The 20,944-nt window shown below is 71.7% G+C and carries 15 protein-coding genes and 1 riboswitch; of the genes, 8 read left to right on the top strand and 7 right to left on the bottom strand.

Features of this window, described 5'->3' with window-relative positions; genetic code table 11:
• Nucleotides 1-94 precede the first annotated feature (94 nt).
• The 3 genes from ACYVOO_RS35010 to ACYVOO_RS35020 all read right to left on the bottom strand — a co-directional run bounded on the left by ACYVOO_RS35010 (nt 95) and on the right by ACYVOO_RS35020 (nt 3,350).
• Entirely contained in the window at nt 95-925 is an 831-nt protein-coding gene (locus tag ACYVOO_RS35010) for a carbohydrate ABC transporter permease (protein ID WP_461019751.1), read from the bottom strand.
• Nucleotides 922-1,911, bottom strand: a complete 990-nt coding sequence (locus ACYVOO_RS35015) for a carbohydrate ABC transporter permease (protein WP_461019752.1) — start codon at nt 1,909-1,911, stop codon at nt 922-924. The genes ACYVOO_RS35010 and ACYVOO_RS35015 overlap by 4 nt, the downstream gene beginning before the upstream one ends.
• 170 nt (nt 1,912-2,081) lie before the next feature.
• A complete protein-coding gene (locus tag ACYVOO_RS35020) occupies nt 2,082-3,350 on the bottom strand; it encodes an extracellular solute-binding protein (RefSeq protein ID WP_461019753.1) in 1,269 nt (422 codons plus the stop codon).
• Between the two features lie 231 nt (nt 3,351-3,581).
• Here ACYVOO_RS35020 and ACYVOO_RS35025 point away from each other — a divergent pair, with 231 nt between their 5' ends.
• Entirely contained in the window at nt 3,582-4,370 is a 789-nt protein-coding gene (locus tag ACYVOO_RS35025) for a GntR family transcriptional regulator (RefSeq protein WP_461019754.1), read from the top strand.
• A 20-nt stretch (nt 4,371-4,390) separates the two neighbouring features.
• Here ACYVOO_RS35025 and ACYVOO_RS35030 read toward each other — a convergent pair whose 3' ends face one another.
• From ACYVOO_RS35030 to ACYVOO_RS35045, 4 genes are all read right to left on the bottom strand, one after another.
• The gene (locus ACYVOO_RS35030; protein WP_461019755.1) at nt 4,391-5,686 is read right to left on the bottom strand and encodes a type III PLP-dependent enzyme; all 1,296 of its coding nucleotides are present in this window, start codon (nt 5,684-5,686) and stop codon (nt 4,391-4,393) included.
• Nucleotides 5,683-7,575 carry an IucA/IucC family protein gene (locus ACYVOO_RS35035; protein WP_461019756.1) on the bottom strand — a complete coding sequence of 631 codons (1,893 nt, stop codon included), beginning with the start codon at nt 7,573-7,575 and terminating at the stop codon, nt 5,683-5,685. The genes ACYVOO_RS35030 and ACYVOO_RS35035 overlap by 4 nt, the downstream gene beginning before the upstream one ends.
• 86 nt (nt 7,576-7,661) lie before the next feature.
• Nucleotides 7,662-9,539, bottom strand: a complete 1,878-nt coding sequence (locus ACYVOO_RS35040) for an IucA/IucC family protein (protein WP_461019757.1) — start codon at nt 9,537-9,539, stop codon at nt 7,662-7,664.
• Nucleotides 9,536-10,765, bottom strand: coding sequence for an ATP-grasp domain-containing protein (locus ACYVOO_RS35045; protein ID WP_461019768.1), 1,230 nt, complete (start codon nt 10,763-10,765; stop codon nt 9,536-9,538). Before ACYVOO_RS35045 ends, ACYVOO_RS35040 begins: the two co-directional genes overlap by 4 nt.
• A gap of 220 nt (nt 10,766-10,985) precedes the next feature.
• Here ACYVOO_RS35045 and ACYVOO_RS35050 point away from each other — a divergent pair, with 220 nt between their 5' ends.
• From ACYVOO_RS35050 to ACYVOO_RS35080, 7 genes are all read left to right on the top strand, one after another.
• Nucleotides 10,986-11,882 carry a (2Fe-2S)-binding protein gene (locus tag ACYVOO_RS35050; RefSeq protein WP_461019758.1) on the top strand — a complete coding sequence of 299 codons (897 nt, stop codon included), beginning with the start codon at nt 10,986-10,988 and terminating at the stop codon, nt 11,880-11,882.
• A gap of 225 nt (nt 11,883-12,107) precedes the next feature.
• Nucleotides 12,108-14,312, top strand: coding sequence for a carbon starvation CstA family protein (locus ACYVOO_RS35055; protein WP_461019759.1), 2,205 nt, complete (start codon nt 12,108-12,110; stop codon nt 14,310-14,312).
• A 3-nt stretch (nt 14,313-14,315) separates the two neighbouring features.
• Nucleotides 14,316-14,513, top strand: a complete 198-nt coding sequence (locus ACYVOO_RS35060; RefSeq protein WP_453345394.1) for a YbdD/YjiX family protein — start codon at nt 14,316-14,318, stop codon at nt 14,511-14,513.
• A 149-nt stretch (nt 14,514-14,662) separates the two neighbouring features.
• Nucleotides 14,663-14,950, top strand: coding sequence for a DUF3311 domain-containing protein (locus tag ACYVOO_RS35065; RefSeq protein WP_461019760.1), 288 nt, complete (start codon nt 14,663-14,665; stop codon nt 14,948-14,950).
• Entirely contained in the window at nt 14,947-16,644 is a 1,698-nt protein-coding gene (mctP, locus tag ACYVOO_RS35070; RefSeq protein WP_461019761.1) for a monocarboxylate uptake permease MctP, read from the top strand. The genes ACYVOO_RS35065 and mctP overlap by 4 nt, the downstream gene beginning before the upstream one ends.
• A gap of 167 nt (nt 16,645-16,811) precedes the next feature.
• Nucleotides 16,812-16,952, top strand: a riboswitch (cobalamin riboswitch).
• Nucleotides 16,953-17,088: 136 nt separating this feature from the next.
• On the top strand, nt 17,089-19,563 hold the full coding sequence (locus ACYVOO_RS35075) for a ribonucleoside-diphosphate reductase subunit alpha (RefSeq protein WP_461019762.1): 2,475 nt from the start codon (nt 17,089-17,091) through the stop codon (nt 19,561-19,563).
• Nucleotides 19,564-19,697: 134 nt separating this feature from the next.
• Complete coding sequence (locus tag ACYVOO_RS35080) at nt 19,698-20,654, top strand: ribonucleotide-diphosphate reductase subunit beta (RefSeq protein WP_461019769.1); 957 nt, start codon at nt 19,698-19,700, stop codon at nt 20,652-20,654.
• Nucleotides 20,655-20,944 lie beyond the last annotated feature (290 nt).

Below are 20,944 nucleotides of genomic sequence, written 5' to 3' on the forward strand. Positions count from 1 at the left end.
TGGCCTGCCCGTCGCCGGGGGAACGGCCGGGGCCCGCCCGCCGCCGGGGTGCGGCGCGGCGGCGGACGGGACGGCGGAGACATCGAAGGACCCCTCAGCCCTTCACCGCTCCCGCGGTGAGGCCGCTGACGGCCCTGCGCTGGAGGTAGAGGAAGAGCAGGAGGATCGGGATGGCGAAGAGGGAGGCGGCGGCCATGGTGGCGCCCCAGTCGTCGCCGAACGCGGTCTGGAACTTCGACAGCCACAGGGGCAGCGTCTGGGCCTCCGCGTCCTTGTTGAGGATGAGCACCATGGGGAACTCGTTCCACGCGGTGATGAACCCGAAGAGCGAGGTCGCCATGAGGCCGGGCGCCAGCAGCGGGAAGATGACCTTCACGAACGCCTGCGTACGGGTGCAGCCGTCCACCATCGCGGACTCTTCCAGCTCCTTGGGCACCGCGGCCACGTAGCCGCGGAGCGTCAGGATGGTCAGCGGCAGCACCATGACCGTGTAGAAGACCGTGAGGGGGATCAGGCTGTTCAGCATGTCGGCGTCGCGCACGAGCATGTAGATCGCGATGACCATGACCTCCCAGGGGGCCATCTGGGCGATCATGAACGTGAGGATGATGCCCTTGCGGCCCTTGAAGCGCATCCGCGCGAGGGCGAAGGACGCGAGCAGCGCGACGACCAGCGAGAAGCCGACGGCGAGGACGGTGACGGTGACGGAGTTGCGCACCAGTGACCAGAAGTGCTCGGCGTTCACCGCGGTCGTGAAGTGTTCGAGGGTGGGGCTGTCCGGGAACCAGACGGGGGTCTCGGAGATGATGTCGCGGTTCGGCTTGAAGGCCGTGTTGAACATCCAGTAGACGGGGAACGCGAAGAGCGCGAAGAGCACCAGCGCGGTCGCGTTCGGCCAGATCCGGCCGAGGAGTGAGCGCCTCACTGCCCGCCCTCCTCTTCCTCTTGCCTGAGCACGATGCGCAGGTAGTACGACATGAGGCCCAGCAGGATCAGGATGGTGAGGATGGAGATCGCCGCGCCCATCCCGTAGTGCTGGTTGCCGACGCCCTCGACGAAGGCGTAGACGGGCAGGGTCTCGGTGAGCCGGTCGGGCCCGCCCTCGTTGATCGCGAAGACGTGCGGGAACGCCTTGAAGATCCAGATGACTTCGAGGAACGTCGTGGCGAGCAGGAACGGCTTGAGGAAGGGCAGCGTCACGGAGGCGAAGCTCTTCCAGGCCCCGGCCCCGTCGAGCGAGGCGGCCTCGTACAGCTCGCGGGGGATGGTCGTGGTCGCCGCGTAGAGGTTGACGGCGACGAAGGGGATGGACGTCCAGACGATCAGCACCGAGATCACGAAGAACGTGGAGAGCTGGGTGCCGGTCCAGTTGTAGTCGGCCATCGAGGTGAAGCCAAGCTGCGCGAGGACCCAGTTGACGACGCCGAAGCGCTGCGCGAACAGCCACTGGAACACCGTCGTCGCCGCGATGATCGGCATGGCCCAGGCGAGGATGAGCCCGACGAGGAGCAGCAGCCGCATCCGGGCGCCGAGGCGGGCGAGCAGCAGCCCTGTCAGGGTGCCGCCGACCATGATCAGGACCACGTTGACGACGGTGAAGACCATCGAACGGGCCGTGACCCGCCAGAAGTTCTCGCTGCCCAGCGTGTCGCTGTAGTTGGCGAAGCCGTTCCACTCGGTGACGTGCTGGATGAGCTGCGTCATGTTGAGGTTCTGGAACGACAGCATGCCGTTGCGCACCAGCGGCCAGCCCAGGACGATCGCCGTCACCGCCAGCGCGGGCAGCAGCAGCAGGTAGGGCAGGGCGGATCTGGACCGCTTCCCGCTCTTGTCCGGCGGAGCGCCGCCCCGCTCTTCCCGTCGAGGCCCGCTGTCCACCGGCGGTGGCGCCTCACCGATCTGCACTGACATCTGCTCTCCAGCTCGTACGGTCCAGTTGCCGACGGCCCGGCCGCGGGCGGCGCCCCGCACCCTGGGGTGCGGGGGCCGCCCGGTGTGCCGTCCCGCGTGCCGTCCTGCGGCGGCGCTGCTGCTGCGCTGCTCCGCTACTGCGTTACTGCGCTACTGCTGCCGCGGTGGCGCTACTGCTTCTGCGCGAGCCGCTTGTTGAACTCGCCCTCGACCGCCTTGGCAGCCGCCGCGTGGGACTTCCCCTTGAGCACGGCGGTCATATAGGTCTTGATCGGGTTCGGCGGGTTCTCGACCGCGGCCCACTCCGGGATGAGCGGGGTCAGGCCGCCGCCGGGCACGGAGGGCGCTGCCGCCTCGGCGGCCGCGTTGCCCTTGAGGTTCGACTCCAGGGACTGCTTGTTCGGGATGACGCCGCCCTCCTTGGCGAGGGCGCCCTCGAACTTGTCGGACATCGCGATCTTGAGGAACTCCTTGGCGAGTTCCTGCTTCTCGCTGCCCGCGGCGACGGCGAGGTTGGAGCCGCCGAGGAAGACGCCCTCGGGCTTGTCGGCCGTCTCACCCGGGATGGTGAAGTAGCCGACGTCCTTCTCGATGTCCGGGTTGGCCTCGATCGCGGTCGCGGCCTCCCAGCCCATCCCGATGAACGCGCCGGTCTTGCCCTTGGCGAAGACCTCGGCCTGCTGCGGGGTGGCCTCGTCCTTGTCCTTGGGGGCCTCGGAGTAGGAGGCGTACTTCTTGTAGACCTCCATGGCCTCGCCGACCTTGGGGTCGTCGAGGTTGGAGACCCACTTGCCGCCCTGCTTCTTGACCAGGTCGGCGTCCTTGCCGATGAGCAGGCCGTCGAAGAAGTACCAGTTCTGGCCCGGCATGTAGATGGGCTCGGCGTCGGTCTTCTTCTCGATGGTCTCCAGCGCGTCGAAGAACTCGTCGCGGGTCTTGGGCGTGTCCTTGATGCCCGCGTCGGCCCAGATCTTCTTGTTGTAGACCACGGTGCGGTTGACCGCGAACCACGGGGCCGCGTACTGCTTGCCGTCGTAGACCGCCGACTTGTTGATCGACTCGGTCCAGTCGGCGCCGACCGACTTCTTCAGGTCACTGAGGTCGGCGAGGCCGCCGGTCTTCGCGTACGCGGGGGTCTGGGTGTTGCCGACCTCGATCACGTCCGGCGGGTCCGACTCGGAGAGCGCGGTGGTGATCTTCTGCTGGATGCCGTTCCACTGCTGGACCTCCAGCTTGAGCTTGGCCCCGGTCTTCTTCTCGAACGCCTTGCGGACGTCCTTCTCCCACTGCTTCGGGGTCGAGCCGTCCATCGCCCACAGCGTCAGGGTCTCGCCCTTGAAGCCGTCGGCCCCGGACCCGCCCTCGTCCCCGGACCCACAGCCCGCGGCCCCCACCGTCAAAGCCGCGACTCCCACAGCGGCTATGAGCCCACGTTTCACAGCATCCTCCCCTACGCGCCGGATGTGGTCTTTAATGGTTTAGACCAGTTCCCGCAGCTTGGCCTAGACCTATAGGGGTGTCAACGGTGTATAAAGCTCGCTGTCGCTTCCGTTATCGGAACGACATCTGAGCTGGGACGCCCCGCTGGGTCGCGCGCGTGCCACGATGTGGCCCTACGTACACGGAGGAAGCCGGTGACGGCAGCACGACACGACTCGGGAAGGCGTGCCATGAGCAGCGACGGGGGCGCGGCCACGGGCGCGACGGGGGAGGCGGAACCCGCGAACGGCAACGGCGGCACGCGCACCGCGCGCGTTCCCAAGTATTACCGGTTGAAGCGGCACTTGCTGGAAATGACCGAAACCATGCCCCCGGGCACCCCGGTCCCTCCCGAGCGCACCCTGGCGAGCGAGTTCGACACCTCGCGCACGACCGTGCGCCAGGCGCTCCAGGAACTCGTCGTGGAGGGCCGCCTTGAGCGCATCCAGGGCAAGGGCACCTTCGTCGCCAAGCCCAAGGTCTCCCAGGCGCTGCAACTCACCTCCTACACCGAGGACATGCGGGCCCAGGGCCTCGAACCCACCTCGCAGCTCCTCGACATCGGCTACGTCACCGCCGACGACAGGCTCGCCGTGCTGCTCGACATCCCGACGGGCGGGCGCGTGCTGCGCATCGAGCGGCTGCGGCTGGCGAGCGGCGAGCCGATGGCCATAGAGACCACCCACCTGTCGCAGAAGCGCTTCCCTGCGCTGCGCCGCAGCCTGGTGAAGTACACCTCCCTCTACACCGCGCTGGCCGAGGTCTACGGCGTGCACCTGGTGGAGGCAGAGGAGACGATCGAGACCTCCCTGGCCACCCCGCGCGAGGCCGGGCTGCTCGGCACCGACGTGGGGCTGCCGATGCTGATGCTGTCCCGGCACTCGCTGGACACGGACGGCGAGCCGGTGGAGTGGGTGCGCTCGGTGTACCGGGGCGACCGCTACAAGTTCGTCGCCAACCTCAAGCGCCCGGCGCCGTGAGCGGCCGGGGCGGGTCCGCTTCAGGCCCCGTCCCCGCCCTCGTCTCCGTCGCGGTCTCCGTCCCCGTCCCCGTCCCCGTCCAGGAAGTGGAAGGCCGGGGCCGGGTGCATCAGGAAGCCGTGGTGCGAGATGTTCCAGGCGTACGCGCCCGCCATCCCGAACACGACCCGGTCCCCCGTCCGCAGCGGCCCCACCCGCGCCGCGCGGGCCAGCACGTCCTTCGGCGTGCACAACTGCCCCACGAGACCGGCCCGCTCCCCCGCGAGCGCGCCGCGCGGCCAGGGGTGCGGCCACGCGTCGACGGGGACGACGGCGCACGGCTGGTCGTGGCCCTTGGCCGCCGGGGTGCGCAGATGGTGGGTGCCGCCGCGCAGTACCGCGAACTCCTCGCCGTGGCTGGCCTTCACGTCCAGCACCTCCGTCGCGTAGTAGCCGCAGTACGCGCTCAGCGCGCGCCCCGGCTCCACGCGCAGCACCAGCCCGGGGCGGTCAGCGAGGAGGCGGGCGAGTCCGGCGCCGTAGGCGGACCAGTCGAAGCGGGCCGCGGGGTCGCCGTAGTCGACGGCCATGCCGCCGCCGACGTTCACCTCGGGCAGCGCGACGCCGTACGCGGCCGTCAGCTCCTCGGCGCGGGCCACGGTGTGCGCGGCGACCGCGAGCAGCGCCGTCGCGTCGAGGCCGCTGGCGAGGTGGGCGTGGAGGCCGCGCGGCGCCAGCCGGGGCCAGCGGCCCTCGGCCAGCAGCCGCAGACAGCTCGCCAGGCCGTCAAGGTCGAGACCGAACGGGGTGGGTCCGCCGCCCATCGCGAGCGCGCTGCCCGCAAGACCGTCGGCGGGCATCGGCAGGTTGGCGCGCAGCAGCACCGCCACCTCGCGGCCCGGCGGCAGCCGCGCGGACAGCTCCCCCAGCACGCGCAGCTCGTGCTCGCTCTCGACGTGGAAGCGCTCCACGCCCGCCTCCAGCGCGGCGTGCAGCTCGCCCGTGGTCTTGCCGGGGCCGCCGAAGGCGAGCGGGGCGCCGGGGACGGCCGCGCGCACGTGGGCCAGTTCGCCGCCCGAGGAGACCTCGAAGCCGTCGGTCGCGGGGGCCAGGGCGGCGAGGATGCGGGCCTCGGGGTTGGCCTTGGCCGCGTAGTACAGCTCGACGCGCTCGGGCAGCGCCGCGCGTACGGCCGTCGCGTGCGCGCGCAGCGCGGCCAGGTCGTAGAGGTAGGCGGGCAGCTCGTCAGGGGCCAGCGAGCGGAGGCGGCCGGTGACCGCGGCGGGGAGGGAGAGGGCGGAGAGGGAGGAGAGGGGCGCGGGCTCGGGCGGGGTCATCGGTCGCTCCAGGGGTCGGTGCGGGCCGTGCCTGACGGAGCCCCGGACAGGGCCTTGCCCGCCAGCGGCGAGGGCAGGCGCACATAGCCCGCCTCCCGGTCGGCCCTGCGCTCCCAGCGCGTGAGGAGGTTGGCCTTCGCGGGCAGCGGTACGCCGGCGAGCAGCGCGCTCAGTTGGGGCGGGCAGCCGTACTGGCGCGCGTAGTCGCGCAGCACGGCGCGGACGCGGCCCCACAGCGCCGCCTCCTGGCGGGGGTGCAGATCGGCGAGCACGGCGAGCATTTCGGCTATGTGGTTGACCAGCAGGCAGTAGACGACGCGGTCCCAGCCGCGCTGTGCCTCGTACGTCATCGGCTCCGCCACCTCGGCGGGGAGCGCGGCGAGCGCCTCGGCGTGGTGCCCGGGGAGCAGCTTGGTGCCCTCCAGGTCGCGGAAGAGCACCTGGGCAGGACCGCCGTCCGCGTCGACGCAGAGCAGCACGTTCTGGAGGTGGGGTTCGAGGACGACGCCGTGGTCGAAGTAGGCGGCGAGGACGGGCGGGACGAGCAACCGCAGATAGGCGCTCCACCAGTCCAGCACGGCGCGCGGTCCCGCTCCCGCCAGCAGTCGCGAGGCGTGTGCGGGGCCCGTCGGGTACTCGTCGGCCACGGCTGCGGCGAGCAGCGGCGTGGTGCCGGGCAGGAGCCGTTCCCGCAGGCCCTCGCGGACGATGACGCCGAAGCCCTCCAGCAGCGCGCGGTCGGGTTCGTCGCGTCCGGTTCCTGTGGTGCCGTCGGCGGGGAGCGCGAGGCTGCGGTAGGCGGGCTCGCGCAGGACGGCCGCCGCGGGGAAGCGGGCGGCCAGCTCCGTCAGCGCGGGCTCCAGCAGCCGGGTGAGCGCGACGGCCCCTGACAGCTCGTAACGGGAGTTCTTGCGCAGACAGTTGGTGATCCGCACGTTGAGGCTGAACTTCAGGAAGGTCTCGCCGTCGTAGAGCGTGCGCACGGAGGCGGTGGCCGCGAAGGGCCGCCCGCCGGTGCCCAGGTCCAGGACGTCGCCGCGCTCCAGCGCCGCGCGCAGGCCGGGGTGCTCCCGCAGCAGCTCGTACTGCCAGGGGTGCGCGGGCAGCAGTACGTAGCCTTCCGGCACACAGCCCTCCGGTACGTCCCCGCAAAGCCCGTCGAGCGGCGCCGCCGCGCCGGGTACGGCCGTCTCCTCGGCGGCCAGATCTGCCCGTACCGCGAACAGGCGCAGCGGGAAGGCCGCCCCCGCCTCGGGCGCGTAGGCGGACCAGGAGCGCGCGTCGCCTGAGCGGGCCTTGGGGGTGGGGTGGAAGCGGTGGCCGAGGAGGAGGGAGCGCTCGGAGTCCAGATAGCGCGCGGCGACGGGATCGGACGCGTCGTCCGGGCGCTGCGCGGTGTGCGGGGCGGCTTCGGCGGTACGGGTGGCGAGCGCGGCCGTGACGCCCCGGTGGCTGGAGGCGATCTGCTCGCCGAACTCGTCGTTGCGCAGCCCCGTACGGAGGAACAGTTCGTCGTGCGCGTACTCCGCGAGCCGACGCCAGCCCACCTCGGCCCAGCCGCCGTCGCACCGCTCGGCCACGGGGCCCGTGAAGCGGTGCGCGCCGAGCAGCGACGTACGCCGCAGCCCCACCCGCAGCAGCACCCCGCGACGCGGCAGCCGCACCAGCAGCCGCCCCCCGCGCACGGCGGTCTGGCGCTCGGGGCCCGACACCTCGCGCAGCAGGCAGTTGAGCAGGGTGTGGGCGACGGCCTCGTCGGCGGTGGGCAGCCCGCGCGGCGCGGCCGAAGCGGGCTCGGGGAGGCCGGGGTGGCCGGAGAGATCGGGGGGTTCCGCGAGGTCGGGGTGGTGGTGGTCGTGGGCGGCGCCGAGTGAGGTGGCGGACTGCATCGACGGCTCCTGCGGGTGCGGGGCGGGTACGGAGGAAGCGGGGAGGCGAGGGGATCGTGGGTCGTACGGGGCGGTGGGTGCCCGGGTCACCGGGTGCCGGGCGAAGGGGGGCCGTCCGACGGGGCGGCGGGGCGCAGATAGTTGGGGCCCGAGGTGTAGTGCTTGTTGATGTCGGCAGCGCCCGAGCGCTCCTTGGTCAGCAGCGTCCCCGCCGAGACCATGGCCTTGACGGGCAGCGCGGGCGCGTCCAGCACGCGGGCGCGCAGCGCGGCACCCGGTTCGCCCGGCCCCGTGCCCAGCCGTACCGCCGCCTCGGCGAGCCGCTCGCGCACCAGCCCGAGCACCGCCTCCCGCACCGGCCGCCCGCTCCGCTCCAGCCCGAACGCGTAGGCGCCCGCGCACAGATGGAGCGTGATCGTGGTGAACAGGTCCATGACGGGGCGCTCGTCGCGGGTGAGGATGCGCGCGTCCGCGAAGGGGGCAGCGGGTGCGGCACCGAGGGTGGCACGCAGGCGGGCGGCGTGGATACGGGGACCGTCGTTGTCCTTGAACAGCAGCCGCAGCCGGGTCGCCGCGCCGCCCGTACGGTCCGTACCGTCCGCGTGCTCCGTGCGGTCCAGCACGAGGGACACGTTCTGCTGGTGGGACTCCAGCGCGATGCCGTAGCCCAGCAGCGTGGTCTGCCAGTCGAGGAGGAGGGTGAGGAGCGCGTCGAGGAGGGCGAGCGGGTCGCCGCCGTAGAAGCGGTCGGCGAGCCGCTCCAGCAGCAGCCCTCCCCCGGGCTCCTCGCTCAGCAGCGCGGCGAGGGGCGCGACGACGCAGCCGTCGAGCCCCGCCGGGTAGCGGCGGACGAGGGCGGCGAGCAGTTCGTGGCCCGCGTGCGCGTAGGCACGCTCGTCGGCGTGCAGCACCGTGTCACGGAACCGGGGCTCGCGCGCGGTCACCTCGGCGAGCAGCCGCTGGACGGCGGCGCCGTCGGCGAGCGTGCCGGGCTTGATGGTGCGACGGTTGCGCAGGCCCAGGGTCGCGGTGGCGAGGGGCAGCTTGAGGTGCAGCGTCGGCTCCGCGGCGAGGGCGACGGTACGCATGGACAGCGTCGGCGCGACCTCCACGCACCCGTGCGGGGCGAGCCTGGCGCGCTCCTCCAGGCCCGTGGCGCGCAGGGCCTCGCGCAGCGGGGCGCCCGCCGTGAGGGGGTGGACGGGGAGGGCCAGGTGTGTGCCCTCCAGCTCGGGCAGCCCGAGCACGGCGGGACCGGGCCAGCGCCCCGTGTCCCCCGTACCCGCCAGGCACGGGCCCGCCAGGGTGACCGCCTCGCGGGGTACGGCGAGCCAGCGCAGCGTGAAGCGGGGGTGGAACTCGGGGGCGTAGGCACGGAGTTCGTCCGCACCGAGCCCGGAGCGGGCGCGTCCCGTCGGGTAGACGGGGTGGTCGGTGCGGGCCGCGAGCGTGTCGTGGGCGAGCCCTGCGGCGAGCCCCGTCCAGTGCGCGGGGTCGTCGCCGTAGCGTGCCGCGAGCCCGTCCAGCACGCGCCGCCGCGTACGCGCGTGGAGGCACACGGCCGTACGCGCTTCGCGGCACTCGGCCGCGAAGTCGTCGTAGCCGGGCGCGTCCTGCGGCTCCGCGAGTTCGCGCAGCGCGCCGAGGACCGCGTCGGTGGAGGTGAGCGCGTCCTCGCCACGCCGGTGCGTGCCCTCGCGCAGCAGCAGCGGGCGCCGGGCCCGCCACTCGCACTGGAACCCGTCCTCGGCGACGGGCAGCAGCAGCGCACCGCGCCGCTCCCCCGCGTCCAGGCGCAGCCATGTGCCGTCGCCGCGGCGCACGGTGCGGGAGCGGGTGCGCAGTCCCGCCACGTCCTCGCGGAGCAGCGCGTCGAGCACCCTGAGCAGCAGTTCCGCTTCGGCGCCCGCGCCCTTGTCGGCCTCGGGCGCGTCTCCCCGTACGGACGGGTGCGTCGCGCTCACGGGGCGATCTCCCAGCGGCGTGCCGCGAGGAAGGCGTCCACCGCGCGGTCCACCGTCGCCTGGTCCGTGCCTTCGGTGCCGTAGGCGCGGACGACGCCGAGGAAGTCGCGGTTGGTGCGGTACAGCTCGTGGCGTTCGCCCGTCGCGCGCAGGGGGCGGTAGGCGAGCCGTACCCCGTCCGCTTCCAGCTCGGCCGCCTCGGGCGCGGAGACCAGCGTTCCGGCGCGGTCGGCGAGCGGGAAGACGACCCGGGCGCGGACGTTCTCCCGGGCGCCGAGATCGGCGGCCAGTGGCTCGCCCAGGTGCGTGCGCAGGATGTGCTCGAAGAGCGGGATGCCCAGCATCCGGGCGAGCAGCAGATCGCACTGGTCGCCGATGGCACGGTAGTTGACCTCGATGAGGCGCGCCCGCCCTCCCCGTACGACGAACTCGGTGTGGCAGGCGCCTAACCCGACGCCGAGCGCGGCCAACTGGGCCAGCACCTGGCGGGTGATGTCCTCCGGGTGCGCGGGCACGTAGGTGTGCCCCAGCTCGATGAAGTGCGGCGGCGGGGACAGCTCGCTGTGGAAGCCGCCCAGGACGTGCCGGATGCCGTCCGCGTCGCCCAGGGTCTCCAGCGTGCACAGCTCACCGTCGAGATACTCCTCGACGACCAGCGCCACGTCCCCCCGCCGCGCCCGTATCTCCCGCGCCTGCCGCACCAGTTCGCCGGGTTCCTCGGCGCGTACGACGTCCTCGCTGGCCACGCCCTCGCGCGGCTTGAGCACACAGGGGTACGGGACGGGCAGGGTCCGCAGCTCCCCGGGGCCCTGGCCGGCGGCGAGTTCGGCGGACCACACCGTGTCGGCGCCCGTCTCCGCGAGGCGGCGGCGCATCAGTGCCTTGTCCTTGGTGCGCAGCGCGGCGCGCCAGTCCTTGCCCGTGAGGCCGAAGTAGGCGGCGGCGAGGGCTGTCTGCGTCTGGAGGTGGTCGCTGTTGCTGAAGACGGCGTCGGGGGTGTGGTGCGTGGAGATCCGGGTGATCACGGCGTGGACGTCGCGTACGTCGCACTCCAGCACCTCCACCTCGCCGCCCCTCTCCTCCCCCTCCTCGTCGGCTACCGCCGCCCGGTGCGCGGCGGGCTGGTCGGTGAGCACGGTGACCCGGAGCCCGAGGCGCCGGGCCGCCGGGAGGAAGCCGTGGGAGACCGAGTCGGTGGGGTTGAGGGCGAGGAGGTAGAGCCGCACGCGCTGCGCCCCTTCTGGTTCGGGGCAGCCGTGAGCGTCCCGTACGGCTCGCGCCGCGCTTTCGATCCTGGACACGGAACCGGACATTAGGTTAGGCAAACCTAAGCCTGCAAATCCGTGGCAGAGCATCATTGATCATGGGACTAAGGTTAGCCTTACCTTCTCAACTCCCGCCCTGTACCGGCGCCTTGACCCCTATCTTGATCCACCAGGAGTACCGATGACCACCGCCCCGGGGACCCGGAGCACACCCGAGATCCACCCCTTCACGAGCGGCACCCCGGGCCTGCTCGCCCTGACCTACCGTCGTCTCACCGCCCGCTGCGAGGCGCTCGACGTCCACGTCGCCGAACCCTCCTCTGTCGCCGACGACGCCCGCCCCGTCCCCCTCCCCCACGGCTGGGCCGACGGCGAGGAACTGGCCACGGACCCCGGGACGCTGGCGGCGTTCACGGGCGCGGAGGCCGCCCGTATCCACGACCGCTTCGCGCACACGGCGCGGCCCGACGTCGCCGCCTCGCGGGCGCTGCACGGCTACGCCTGGTCGGTCGCGCTGCTGATGAGCGGCGCCTGGTACATGGAGCGCAGGGTTCCGCGTATCAGGACCCGCGACATCCGCCTCGATCTGACGACCGGAGCGCTGGAGGTCGCCCCCGGCACCGGCTTCGCCTGCCTCGCCGACGACCCCGCCGCCACGGCGCGACTGCCAGGGGCACGGGTCGTCGTCGACGAGGAGGCACTGCGCGCGGAGCTGCGGGCCGCCGTCGCCGACCATCTGCGCCCCCTGCTGGCGGCCGTAGGGCCGCTGACCCGGCGCGGCCCCCGCGCCCTGTGGGGCATGGTCGCGGACGACCTGGTCTCCGGGATCTGGTACCTCGGCCGCGTGCTCGGCCAGGAGGAACGGGCCGTACGCGCCGCCGACGAGGTGCTGCCCGGCGCGGTGTCCCCCTTTCCCGGAGGCGCGGCCTTCCGGCGGCTGACGGGCCGCGACGGGCGCTCGTACCCCACCCGCACCCGCCTCGGCTGCTGCCTGCACTACACCGTGCGCCCCGACGAGGCGTGCGCCACCTGCCCCCGCACCTGTGACGCGGAACGCCTGCGCAGGCTGGAGAGCTGACCTCCGCGCCACACGGCGGCCCGGCATCACCCCGCCTCGGGCCCCACCCCGCGCCCGCGCCCGCAGCCGTCCGTGCCCGCCGTCCCTGACGACCGTCTGACACCACCCTGACGCCCGTCTGACACCCGACCCGCAGCGTTACCGCACCGGTATGGCGCAGCTCACGTGAACTGCCCTACGTTCCTTCCGACATCGCAATGATCTCGGGTATCGGAGGGCGAGCCGATGCGCACCGCCAGTCCCAGAACCATCGTCATCTGGACCGCCGTCGCGCTGATCGGCGCGGGCGCGTGGTCCGTGCTCGCGCTGGCGCGGGGCGAGGAGGTGTCCGCCGCCTGGATGGTGGCGGCGGCCCTCGGCTCGTACGCCATCGCGTACCGCTTCTACGCGCGCTTCATCGTGCGCCGCGTGCTGAAGGTCGACAAGACGCGGGCCACCCCCGCCGAACGGCTCGACAACGGCATCGACTACCACCCCACCGACCGCCGCGTGCTGCTCGGGCACCACTTCGCGGCCATCGCGGGCGCGGGGCCGCTCGTGGGGCCCGTGCTCGCGGCCCAGATGGGCTATCTGCCGGGCACCATCTGGATCATCGCGGGGGTGATCTTCGCGGGCGCCGTCCAGGACATGGTCGTCCTCTTCTTCTCGATGCGCCGCGACGGCAAGTCGCTGGGCCAGATGGCCCGCGAGGAGATCGGCCCGGTCGGCGGGGCAGCCGCGCTGATCGCGGTCTTCGCCATCATGATCATCCTGCTCGCCGTGCTGGCCCTGGTCGTGGTCAACGCACTGGCCGAGTCCCCCTGGGGCACCTTCTCCATCGCGATGACCATCCCCATCGCGCTGTTCATGGGCGTCTACCTGCGCATCCTGCGCCCCGGCAGGGTCAGCGAGGTCTCGCTGATCGGCGTCGCGCTGCTGCTGCTCGCCATCGTCGCGGGAAGCTGGGTCGCGGAGTCGTCCTGGGCCGACACCTTCACGCTCGCGCCCGCCACGCTCGTCATCTGGATGCTGGTCTACGGATTCATCGCGTCCGTGCTGCCCGTCTGGATGCTGCTGGCGCCGCGCGACTACCTCTCCACCTTCATGAAGATCGGCACCATCGGCCTCCTCGCGATCGGCGTCGTCGTCGCCCTGCCGACGATGAAGATGGACGCGGTCACCGACTTCGCCACGCGGGGCGACGGCCCCGTCTTCGCGGGGTCCCTCTTCCCCTTCGTCTTCATCACCATCGCCTGCGGCGCGCTCTCCGGCTTCCACGCGCTGATCTCCTCCGGGACCACCCCGAAGATGATCCAGAAGGAGACGCAGATCCGGATGATCGGCTACGGCTCCATGCTGATGGAGTCGTTCGTCGCGGTCATGGCGATGGTCGCCGCCAGCATCATCGACCCCGGCCTCTACTTCGCGATGAACGCGCCCGCGGGCGTCATCGGGGACAGCGTCCAGTCGGCCTCGCAGGCCGTCGCGGGCCTCGGCTACTCGATCTCGCCCGACCAGCTCGCCGCCGCTGCCAAGGCCGTCGAGGAGCAGTCGCTGCTCTCGCGCACGGGCGGGGCACCCACGCTCGCCGTCGGCGTCTCGGAGATCTTCTCGCAGGTCGTGGGCGGGGCCGGGATGAAGGCGTTCTGGTACCACTTCGCGATCATGTTCGAGGCGCTGTTCATCCTCACCGCGCTCGACGCGGGCACCCGGGTGGGCCGCTTCATGCTCCAGGACACCCTGGGCAACGTCTACAAGCCCTTCCGCAACATCAGCTGGCAGCCGGGCCTGTGGCTGACGAGCGGCATCGTCGTCGCCCTGTGGGGCTACTTCCTGTGGGTCGGCGTCCATGAGCCGCTGGGCGGGATCAACCAGCTCTTCCCGCTGTTCGGGATCGCCAACCAGTTGCTGGCCGCCGTCGCGCTCGCCGTGGCCACGACGCTGCTCATCAAGTCCGGCAGGCTCAAGTGGGCCTGGGTCACGGGCGTGCCGCTGGTCTGGGACGCGGTGGTGACGCTGACCGCGAGCTGGCAGAAGGTCTTCTCCTCCGACCCCCGCGTCGGCTTCTTCGAGCAGCGCTCGGTCTACCAGGCGGCCATCGACAAGGGCGAGGTCCTGCCGCCCGCCAAGAGCATCGACGACATGCGGACCGTCGTCACCAACTCCACGGTGGACGGCATCCTGGCCGCGCTGTTCGCGCTGCTGGTCGTCGTGGTGATCGCCGACGCGGCCCGCACCTGCGTCAAGGCGATGCGGGCGCCGGGCGGGGCGACGCTGCACGAGGCGGAGTACCGCACGTCGAAGATCGTGGCACCGGCCGGGCTGATCCCCACCAAGGAGGAGAAGGCGGAACTGGCAGCGGTGGGCGCGGACGGCGGCTCCAGCACGGGGACGGGAACGGGCGACGGCGGTACGGGCGGCCCCGGTGCCCGTACGGGCCGGGAGGAGTGAGCCGTGCGGACGCTGCTGCGGGGCGCGCGCTGGGTGCGCTGGTACATGCGTGAGCTGACGGACGAGAGCGCGTACGACCGCTACGTGGCCCATCTGCGCGCCCACGACCCGGCGGCCGAGGTGCCCAGCAGGCGCGACTTCGAGCGGGAGCGCACGGACGCCAGAGACGGCGACCCCCGTCAGGGCTTCCGCTGCTGCTGACCCCGCGTCACCCGCATCACTCGCGTCACCCGCGCAAGGGAACCTCCTGTCCGTATTCCGGACGGGAGGTTCCATGACGTGAACACCTGTCCTAGATTTCCTGCGCATTACACATACAGGGAAATCCGCGAGGACAGGAGAGCCGCGTCATGTCCGCACCACCCCAGAGATCCGGGCCAGGGCCCGTCGTCACGCCCACGCGTGTCGTCGCGGGCCTCTGCCTCTTCGCCCCCTTCGTCGCGATCCTCTGGGTGGGCTCGTACGCGAGGGTCGAACCGACCCTCATCGGCATCCCGTTCTTCTACTGGTACCAGATGCTCTGGGTCCTGATCGCGTGCGCGCTGACGATCGTCGCGTACGGCCTCGCCCGCCGCGAGCAGCGCGCCCGCCGCACCCACGCCCACGCGGTCGCCCCCGAGGGCGGTGAGGCGCGATGAACGACGGTGTCAACGGCGTCGCGCTCGCCGTCTTCATCTTCTTCTTCGCCGCCGTCACGGTGATGGGCTTCCTCGCGGCCCGCTGGCGGCGGGCCGCCAACGAGAACAGCCTGGACGAATGGGGCCTGGGCGGACGGAGCTTCGGTACCTGGGTCACCTGGTTCCTGCTGGGCGGCGACCTCTACACGGCCTACACCTTCGTGGCCGTCCCCGCAGCGATCTACGCCGCCGGGGCCTCGGGCTTCTTCGCCGTCCCGTACACGATCCTCGTCTACCCGCTGATCTTCACCTTCCTGCCCCGCCTGTGGTCCGTCTCGCACAAGCACGGCTATGTGACCACCTCCGACTTCGTGCGCGGCAGGTTCGGCTCGCGCGGGCTCTCGCTCGCTGTGGCACTGACGGGCATCCTCGCGACGATGCCGTACATCGCGCTCCAGCTCGTCGGCATCCAGGCGGTGCTCGACGTGATGGGCGTCGGCGGCGGGGAGTCGACGCACTGGTTCATCAAGGACCTGCCGATCCTCATCGCGTTCGGCGTGCTCGCGGCCTACACGTACTCCTCCGGGCTGCGCGCTCCCGCACTGATCGCGTTCGTGAAGGACGCGCTGATCTACATCGTCATCGCCGTCGCCATCATCTACATTCCGATCAAGCTCGGCGGCTTCGACGCGATCTTCGACAAGGCGGGCGCCTACTTCGCCGAGGAGAACCCCGCGACCGGAGCGCCGCGCGGCGAGCTGGCCAGCGGTCCCGACGCGCAGTGGGCCTACGGGACGCTGGCGCTGGGCTCGGCGCTGGCGCTGTTCATGTACCCGCACTCGATCACCGCGACGCTCTCCAGCCGCAGCCGCGAGGTGATCCGCCGCAACACCACCATCCTGCCGCTCTACTCGCTGATGCTGGGCTTCCTGGCACTGCTGGGCTTCATGGCCGTCGCGGCGGGGATCACCGTGCAGAACGGGCAGCTCGCGGTGCCGCAGTTGTTCGAGGAGATGTTCCCCGACTGGTTCGCCGGGGTGGCCTTCGCGGCCATCGGCATCGGTGCCCTGGTCCCGGCCGCGATCATGTCGATCGCAGCCGCGAATCTCTTCACCCGGAACATCTACAAGGACTTCCTCCGCCCGAACGCCACGGCCGCGCAGGAGACCAAGGTCTCCAAGCTGGTCTCGCTGCTGGTGAAGGTCGGCGCGCTCGTCTTCGTCCTGGGCATGGACAAGACCGTGGCCATCAACTTCCAGTTGCTGGGCGGGATCTGGATCCTCCAGACCTTCCCCGCGCTGGTCGGCGGCCTGTTCACACGCTGGTTCCACCGCTGGGGGCTGCTGGCTGGCTGGGCCGTTGGCATGGTCTACGGCACGCTCGCCGCGTACGGCGTCGCCAGCCCCACCCAGGAGCACTTCGGCGGCAGCAACGCGACGATCCCCGGCATCGGCGAGATCGGCTACATCGGCCTGACGGCCTTCGTGCTGAATGTCCTCGTCACGGTCGTCGCGACCCTCGTGCTGCGTGCCGTGAAGGCGCCCGACGGCATCGACGAGACGAGCCCAGGCGACTACACGGCGGACGCGGGCGACCCCGGCGTGCGCGAGGAACTGCCCCCGCCCACGGGCGCGGACGACACGGGCGCGGACGACACGGGGAACGCGACGGAGGGCACCGGCTCCGGGGAGGGCGTCAGGACGGCGGCTCACTGACCCCAGGGGCGCCCCGCGATCACCCCGGCGCCCCGAACCCGGCCCGCCCGGCCCCCGGCCGCGCAGCGGCCCCACAGCGCCCCGCTGACGCCTCCGCGTCAGCGGGGCGCTGCGCGTTCCCCCTGCCGACACAAGATATGGGGGTGGGTGCGTAAGCCAGCACAACATGTATTCTCGTGCTCGCTGTCGCCGCAGGGGAATCCGGTGCGAGTCCGGAACTGTCCCGCAACGGTGTGCGATGGGCTGATCTATGCCATGACGCGCAGCCCGCCGCGAGTCCGAGTACCTGTCGGCAGCATCGATGACGTCCGGGCCTCGTGGGTTGGGCCGGAGGACGCTGCGTGGTGTGCCGTGCCGCCCCTGCGGGCGACGGACAGGGCTGCCCGCACGCGCCCCCGCGCACCGCCCCGCACGGCCCCAGCCGAGCGAGGGAGAGCACGTCCAGTGACGATCGCACCAGCAGCACCCGTCGAAGCGGAGTCCGACTCAGCCGGGTCAGCCGGATCCACCGGAACGGCCGACGCGGCCGGACCCGTCGAGTCCGCCAAGCGCTCCGCGCTGCTGCGCACCCTGACCGAGCTGACCGCCGACCTCCCCGGCACCGACCCCGGACGGGTCGCGGGCGCCGCGCTGCGCGGGGCCCAGCCGGGCGCCGACGAGGCCGAGTTGCGCGCGCTCGCCTGCGAGGCTGCGGCCGGTCTGATCGGCGAGGAGCCGGTGTACTCCCGCCTCGCGGCACGGCTGCTGACCCTCGCCGTGCGCGAGGAGGCCGCGGGGCAGGGCGCGGTCTCCTTCGCCGCCTCGGTGGCGACGGGCCACCGCGAGGGCCTGATCGCGGACGGCACGGCCGCGTTCGTACGGGCGCACGCGGAGCGGCTGGACGCGCTCGTCGAGCGGGCCGTCGAGGACGGCGCCGACGACCGCTTCGGCTACTTCGGGCTGCGGACGGTCCACTCCCGCTATCTGCTGCGCCACCCGACGTCCCGTCAGATCATCGAGACCCCGCAGCACTTCCTGCTGCGCGTGGCCTGCGGACTGGCCGAGGACGCGTCGGAGCGGGCGCTGGACGAGGTCGCCGAGCTGTACCGGCTGACCAGCTCGCACGCCTATCTGCCCTCCTCCCCCACCCTGTTCAACTCCGGCACCCGGCACCCGCAGATGTCCTCCTGCTATCTGCTGGACTCGCCGCTGGACGAGCTGGACTCCCTCTACGAGCGCTACCACCAGGTGGCACGCCTCTCGAAGCACGCGGGCGGCATCGGCATCCCCTTCTCCCGCATCCGCTCCAGGGGCTCGCTGATCCGGGGCACCAACGGGCACTCCAACGGCATCGTCCCGTTCCTGCGCACCCTGGACTCCTCCGTCGCCGCCGTGAACCAGGGCGGACGCCGCAAGGGCGCGGCCTGCGTCTACCTGGAGACATGGCACGCGGACCTGGAGGAGTTCCTGGAGCTGCGGGACAACACGGGCGAGGAGGCCCGCCGCACCCACAACCTCAACATCGCGCACTGGATCCCCGACGAGTTCATGCGCCGCGTCGAGGCGGACGCCGAGTGGTCACTGCTGTCGCCCTCCGACGCGCCGGAACTGGTGGACCTGTGGGGCGACGAGTTCGACGCCGCCTACCGCAAGGCGGAGGCCGAGGGCCGCTACGCCAAGCGCGTCCCCGCGCGCCAGCTCTACGCCCGCATGATGCGCACCCTCGCGCAGACCGGCAACGGCTGGATGACCTTCAAGGACGCGTCCAACCGCACCGCCAACCAGACGGCCGAGCCGGGCCGCGTCGTCCACTCCTCGAACCTGTGCACCGAGATCCTGGAGGTCACCGACGACGGCGAGACGGCCGTCTGCAACCTCGGCTCCGTCAACCTCGCGGCCCACCTCGGCGACCCTGCCCGGGGATGGGAGGAGGCGATGGACTGGGAGAAGCTGGACGCGACCGTCCGCACGGCCGTGACCTTCCTGGACCGGGTCGTGGACATCAACTACTACCCGACGGACCAGGCGGCCACCTCCAACTCCCGCTGGCGCCCGGTCGGCCTGGGCGTGATGGGCCTCCAGGACGTCTTCTTCCGGCTGCGGCTGCCCTTCGACTCGCCCGAGGCCACCGCGCTCTCCACCCGTATCGCCGAGCGGATCATGCTCGCCGCCTACGACGCTTCGGCCGCGCTGGCCGAGCGGCACGGCCCGCTGCCCGCCTGGTCCGAGACCCGTACCGCCCGCGGCGTGCTGCACCCGGACCACTACGCGGACGCCTCCGAGCGGGCCTGGCCCGAGCGCTGGGAGGCGCTGCGCGCCCGTATCGCGGAGACCGGCATGCGCAACGCGCTGCTGCTGGCCATCGCGCCGACGGCGACGATCGCCTCGATCGCCGGCGTCTACGAGTGCATCGAGCCCCAGGTCTCCAACCTCTTCAAGCGCGAGACGCTCAGCGGCGAGTTCCTCCAGGTCAACGCCTATCTGGTGGACGAGCTGAAGCGGCAGGGCCTGTGGGACGACCGGGCCAGGGAGGCGCTGCGCGAGTCCAACGGCTCCGTCGAGGGCCTTACGTGGGTCCCCGAGGACGTGCGGAAGCTGTACCGCACGGCGTGGGAGCTGCCGCAGCGCGCGCTCATCGACATGGCGGCGGCGCGCACGCCGTACCTCGACCAGAGCCAGTCGCTGAACCTGTTCATGGCGTCGCCGACGATCGGCAAGCTCAGCTCGATGTACGCGTACGCCTGGAAGCGCGGCATCAAGACCACGTACTACCTGCGCTCGCGCCCCGCCACGCGGATCGCGCGCGCGGCGAGCAGCACGGCGGGCGCGACGGATGCCGCCGCGCCGTCGCCCGTACCCGTCCAGCAGACCGGCGGCCCCTCCGAAGAGGCCGTCGCCTGCTCCCTGGAAAACCCCGAGTCCTGCGAGGCATGCCAGTAATGACCGCCGTACCCGAGACCGCCGGAACCGCCGGAACCCCCGCCACGTCCGCCGCCGCTGCCACCACGGCGTCCGGGGCCTCCGCACAGCGGAAGAACCTGCTCGACCCGGGCTTCGAGCTGACGCTGCGCCCGATGCGCTACCCGCACTTCTACGACCGCTACCGCGACGCCATCAAGAACACCTGGACCGTGGAGGAGGTCGATCTCCACTCCGACGTCGCCGACCTCGCCAAGCTCACGCCCGGCGAGCAGCACATGATCAGCCGCCTGGTCGCCTTCTTCGCGACCGGCGACTCCATCGTGGCGAACAACCTCGTGCTGACCCTCTACAAGCACATCAACTCCCCGGAGGCGCGGCTGTACCTGTCGCGGCAGCTCTTCGAGGAGGCCGTGCACGTCCAGTTCTATCTGACGCTGCTGGACACCTATCTGCCCGACATGGACGAGCGGATCGAGGCGTTCGCGGCCGTCGAGAACATCCCGTCCATCCGCGAGAAGGCCCAGTTCTGCTTCCGCTGGATGGACTCGGTGGAGGAGATGGACCGGCTGGAGAGCAAGGCCGACCGGCGCCGCTTCCTGCTGAACCTGATCTGCTTCGCGGCGTGCATCGAGGGCCTGTTCTTCTACGGTGCCTTCGCCTACGTCTACTGGTTCCGCTCGCGCGGCCTGCTGCACGGCCTCGCCACAGGCACCAACTGGGTCTTCCGCGACGAGACCATGCACATGTCCTTCGCCTTCGACGTCGTGGACACCGTCCGCCAGGAGGAGCCCGATCTCTTCGACGAGGAGCTGGAGAAGCAGGTCACGGCCATGCTGGAGGAGGCCGTCGAGGCCGAGTTGCAGTTCGCCCGCGACCTGTGCGGCGACGGCCTCCCCGGCATGAACACGGAGTCCATGCGCGCCTACCTGGAGGCCGTCGCCGACCAGCGGCTCGCCCGGCTCGGCTTCCCCGTCCGCTACGGCTCCACGAACCCGTTCTCCTTCATGGAGCTCCAGAACGTCCAGGAGCTGACCAACTTCTTCGAACGGCGCGCCTCGGCCTACCAGGTCGCCGTCGAGGGCTCGGTCTCCTTCGACGACGACTTCTGACGGGCGGCCCGAGGGGGCGGGCCGCGGGGGCTGCTGGGACGCCGGGAACCGGTCAGCAGCCCCCGCAGTTGTAGTACGTCACCGGGCTTCTCCGAGGATGCTCCGGCGTTCAGGCCGGGGCGGAATCGGGCCCCTGCGCGGCAGGGGAGGGACAGCCCGATTGCTGTCAAGGTGATCCGGCGTCCACTTGGTGACGGGGTGAGTGAGTCTGCGAGGATCTGTTGTGCTCGATTGTCAGTCCTCCCGGATAAGTTCGGGGGTATGACGGCGCGAATGCGGGCGGGGGAGAG

It is taken from the genome of Streptomyces daliensis, assembly GCF_054782395.1.

Coding starts and splice junctions, on each gene's coding strand:
- ACYVOO_RS35025 (WP_461019754.1), top strand. CDS start 3,582: ATGAGCAGCGACGGGGGCGCGGCCACGGGCGCGACGGGGGAGGCGGAA.
- ACYVOO_RS35015 (WP_461019752.1), bottom strand. CDS start 1,911: ATGTCAGTGCAGATCGGTGAGGCGCCACCGCCGGTGGACAGCGGGCCT.
- ACYVOO_RS35030 (WP_461019755.1), bottom strand. CDS start 5,686: ATGACCCCGCCCGAGCCCGCGCCCCTCTCCTCCCTCTCCGCCCTCTCC.
- ACYVOO_RS35035 (WP_461019756.1), bottom strand. CDS start 7,575: ATGCAGTCCGCCACCTCACTCGGCGCCGCCCACGACCACCACCACCCC.
- mctP (WP_461019761.1), top strand. CDS start 14,947: ATGAACGACGGTGTCAACGGCGTCGCGCTCGCCGTCTTCATCTTCTTC.
- ACYVOO_RS35050 (WP_461019758.1), top strand. CDS start 10,986: ATGACCACCGCCCCGGGGACCCGGAGCACACCCGAGATCCACCCCTTC.
- ACYVOO_RS35065 (WP_461019760.1), top strand. CDS start 14,663: ATGTCCGCACCACCCCAGAGATCCGGGCCAGGGCCCGTCGTCACGCCC.
- ACYVOO_RS35080 (WP_461019769.1), top strand. CDS start 19,698: ATGCGCTACCCGCACTTCTACGACCGCTACCGCGACGCCATCAAGAAC.
- ACYVOO_RS35055 (WP_461019759.1), top strand. CDS start 12,108: ATGCGCACCGCCAGTCCCAGAACCATCGTCATCTGGACCGCCGTCGCG.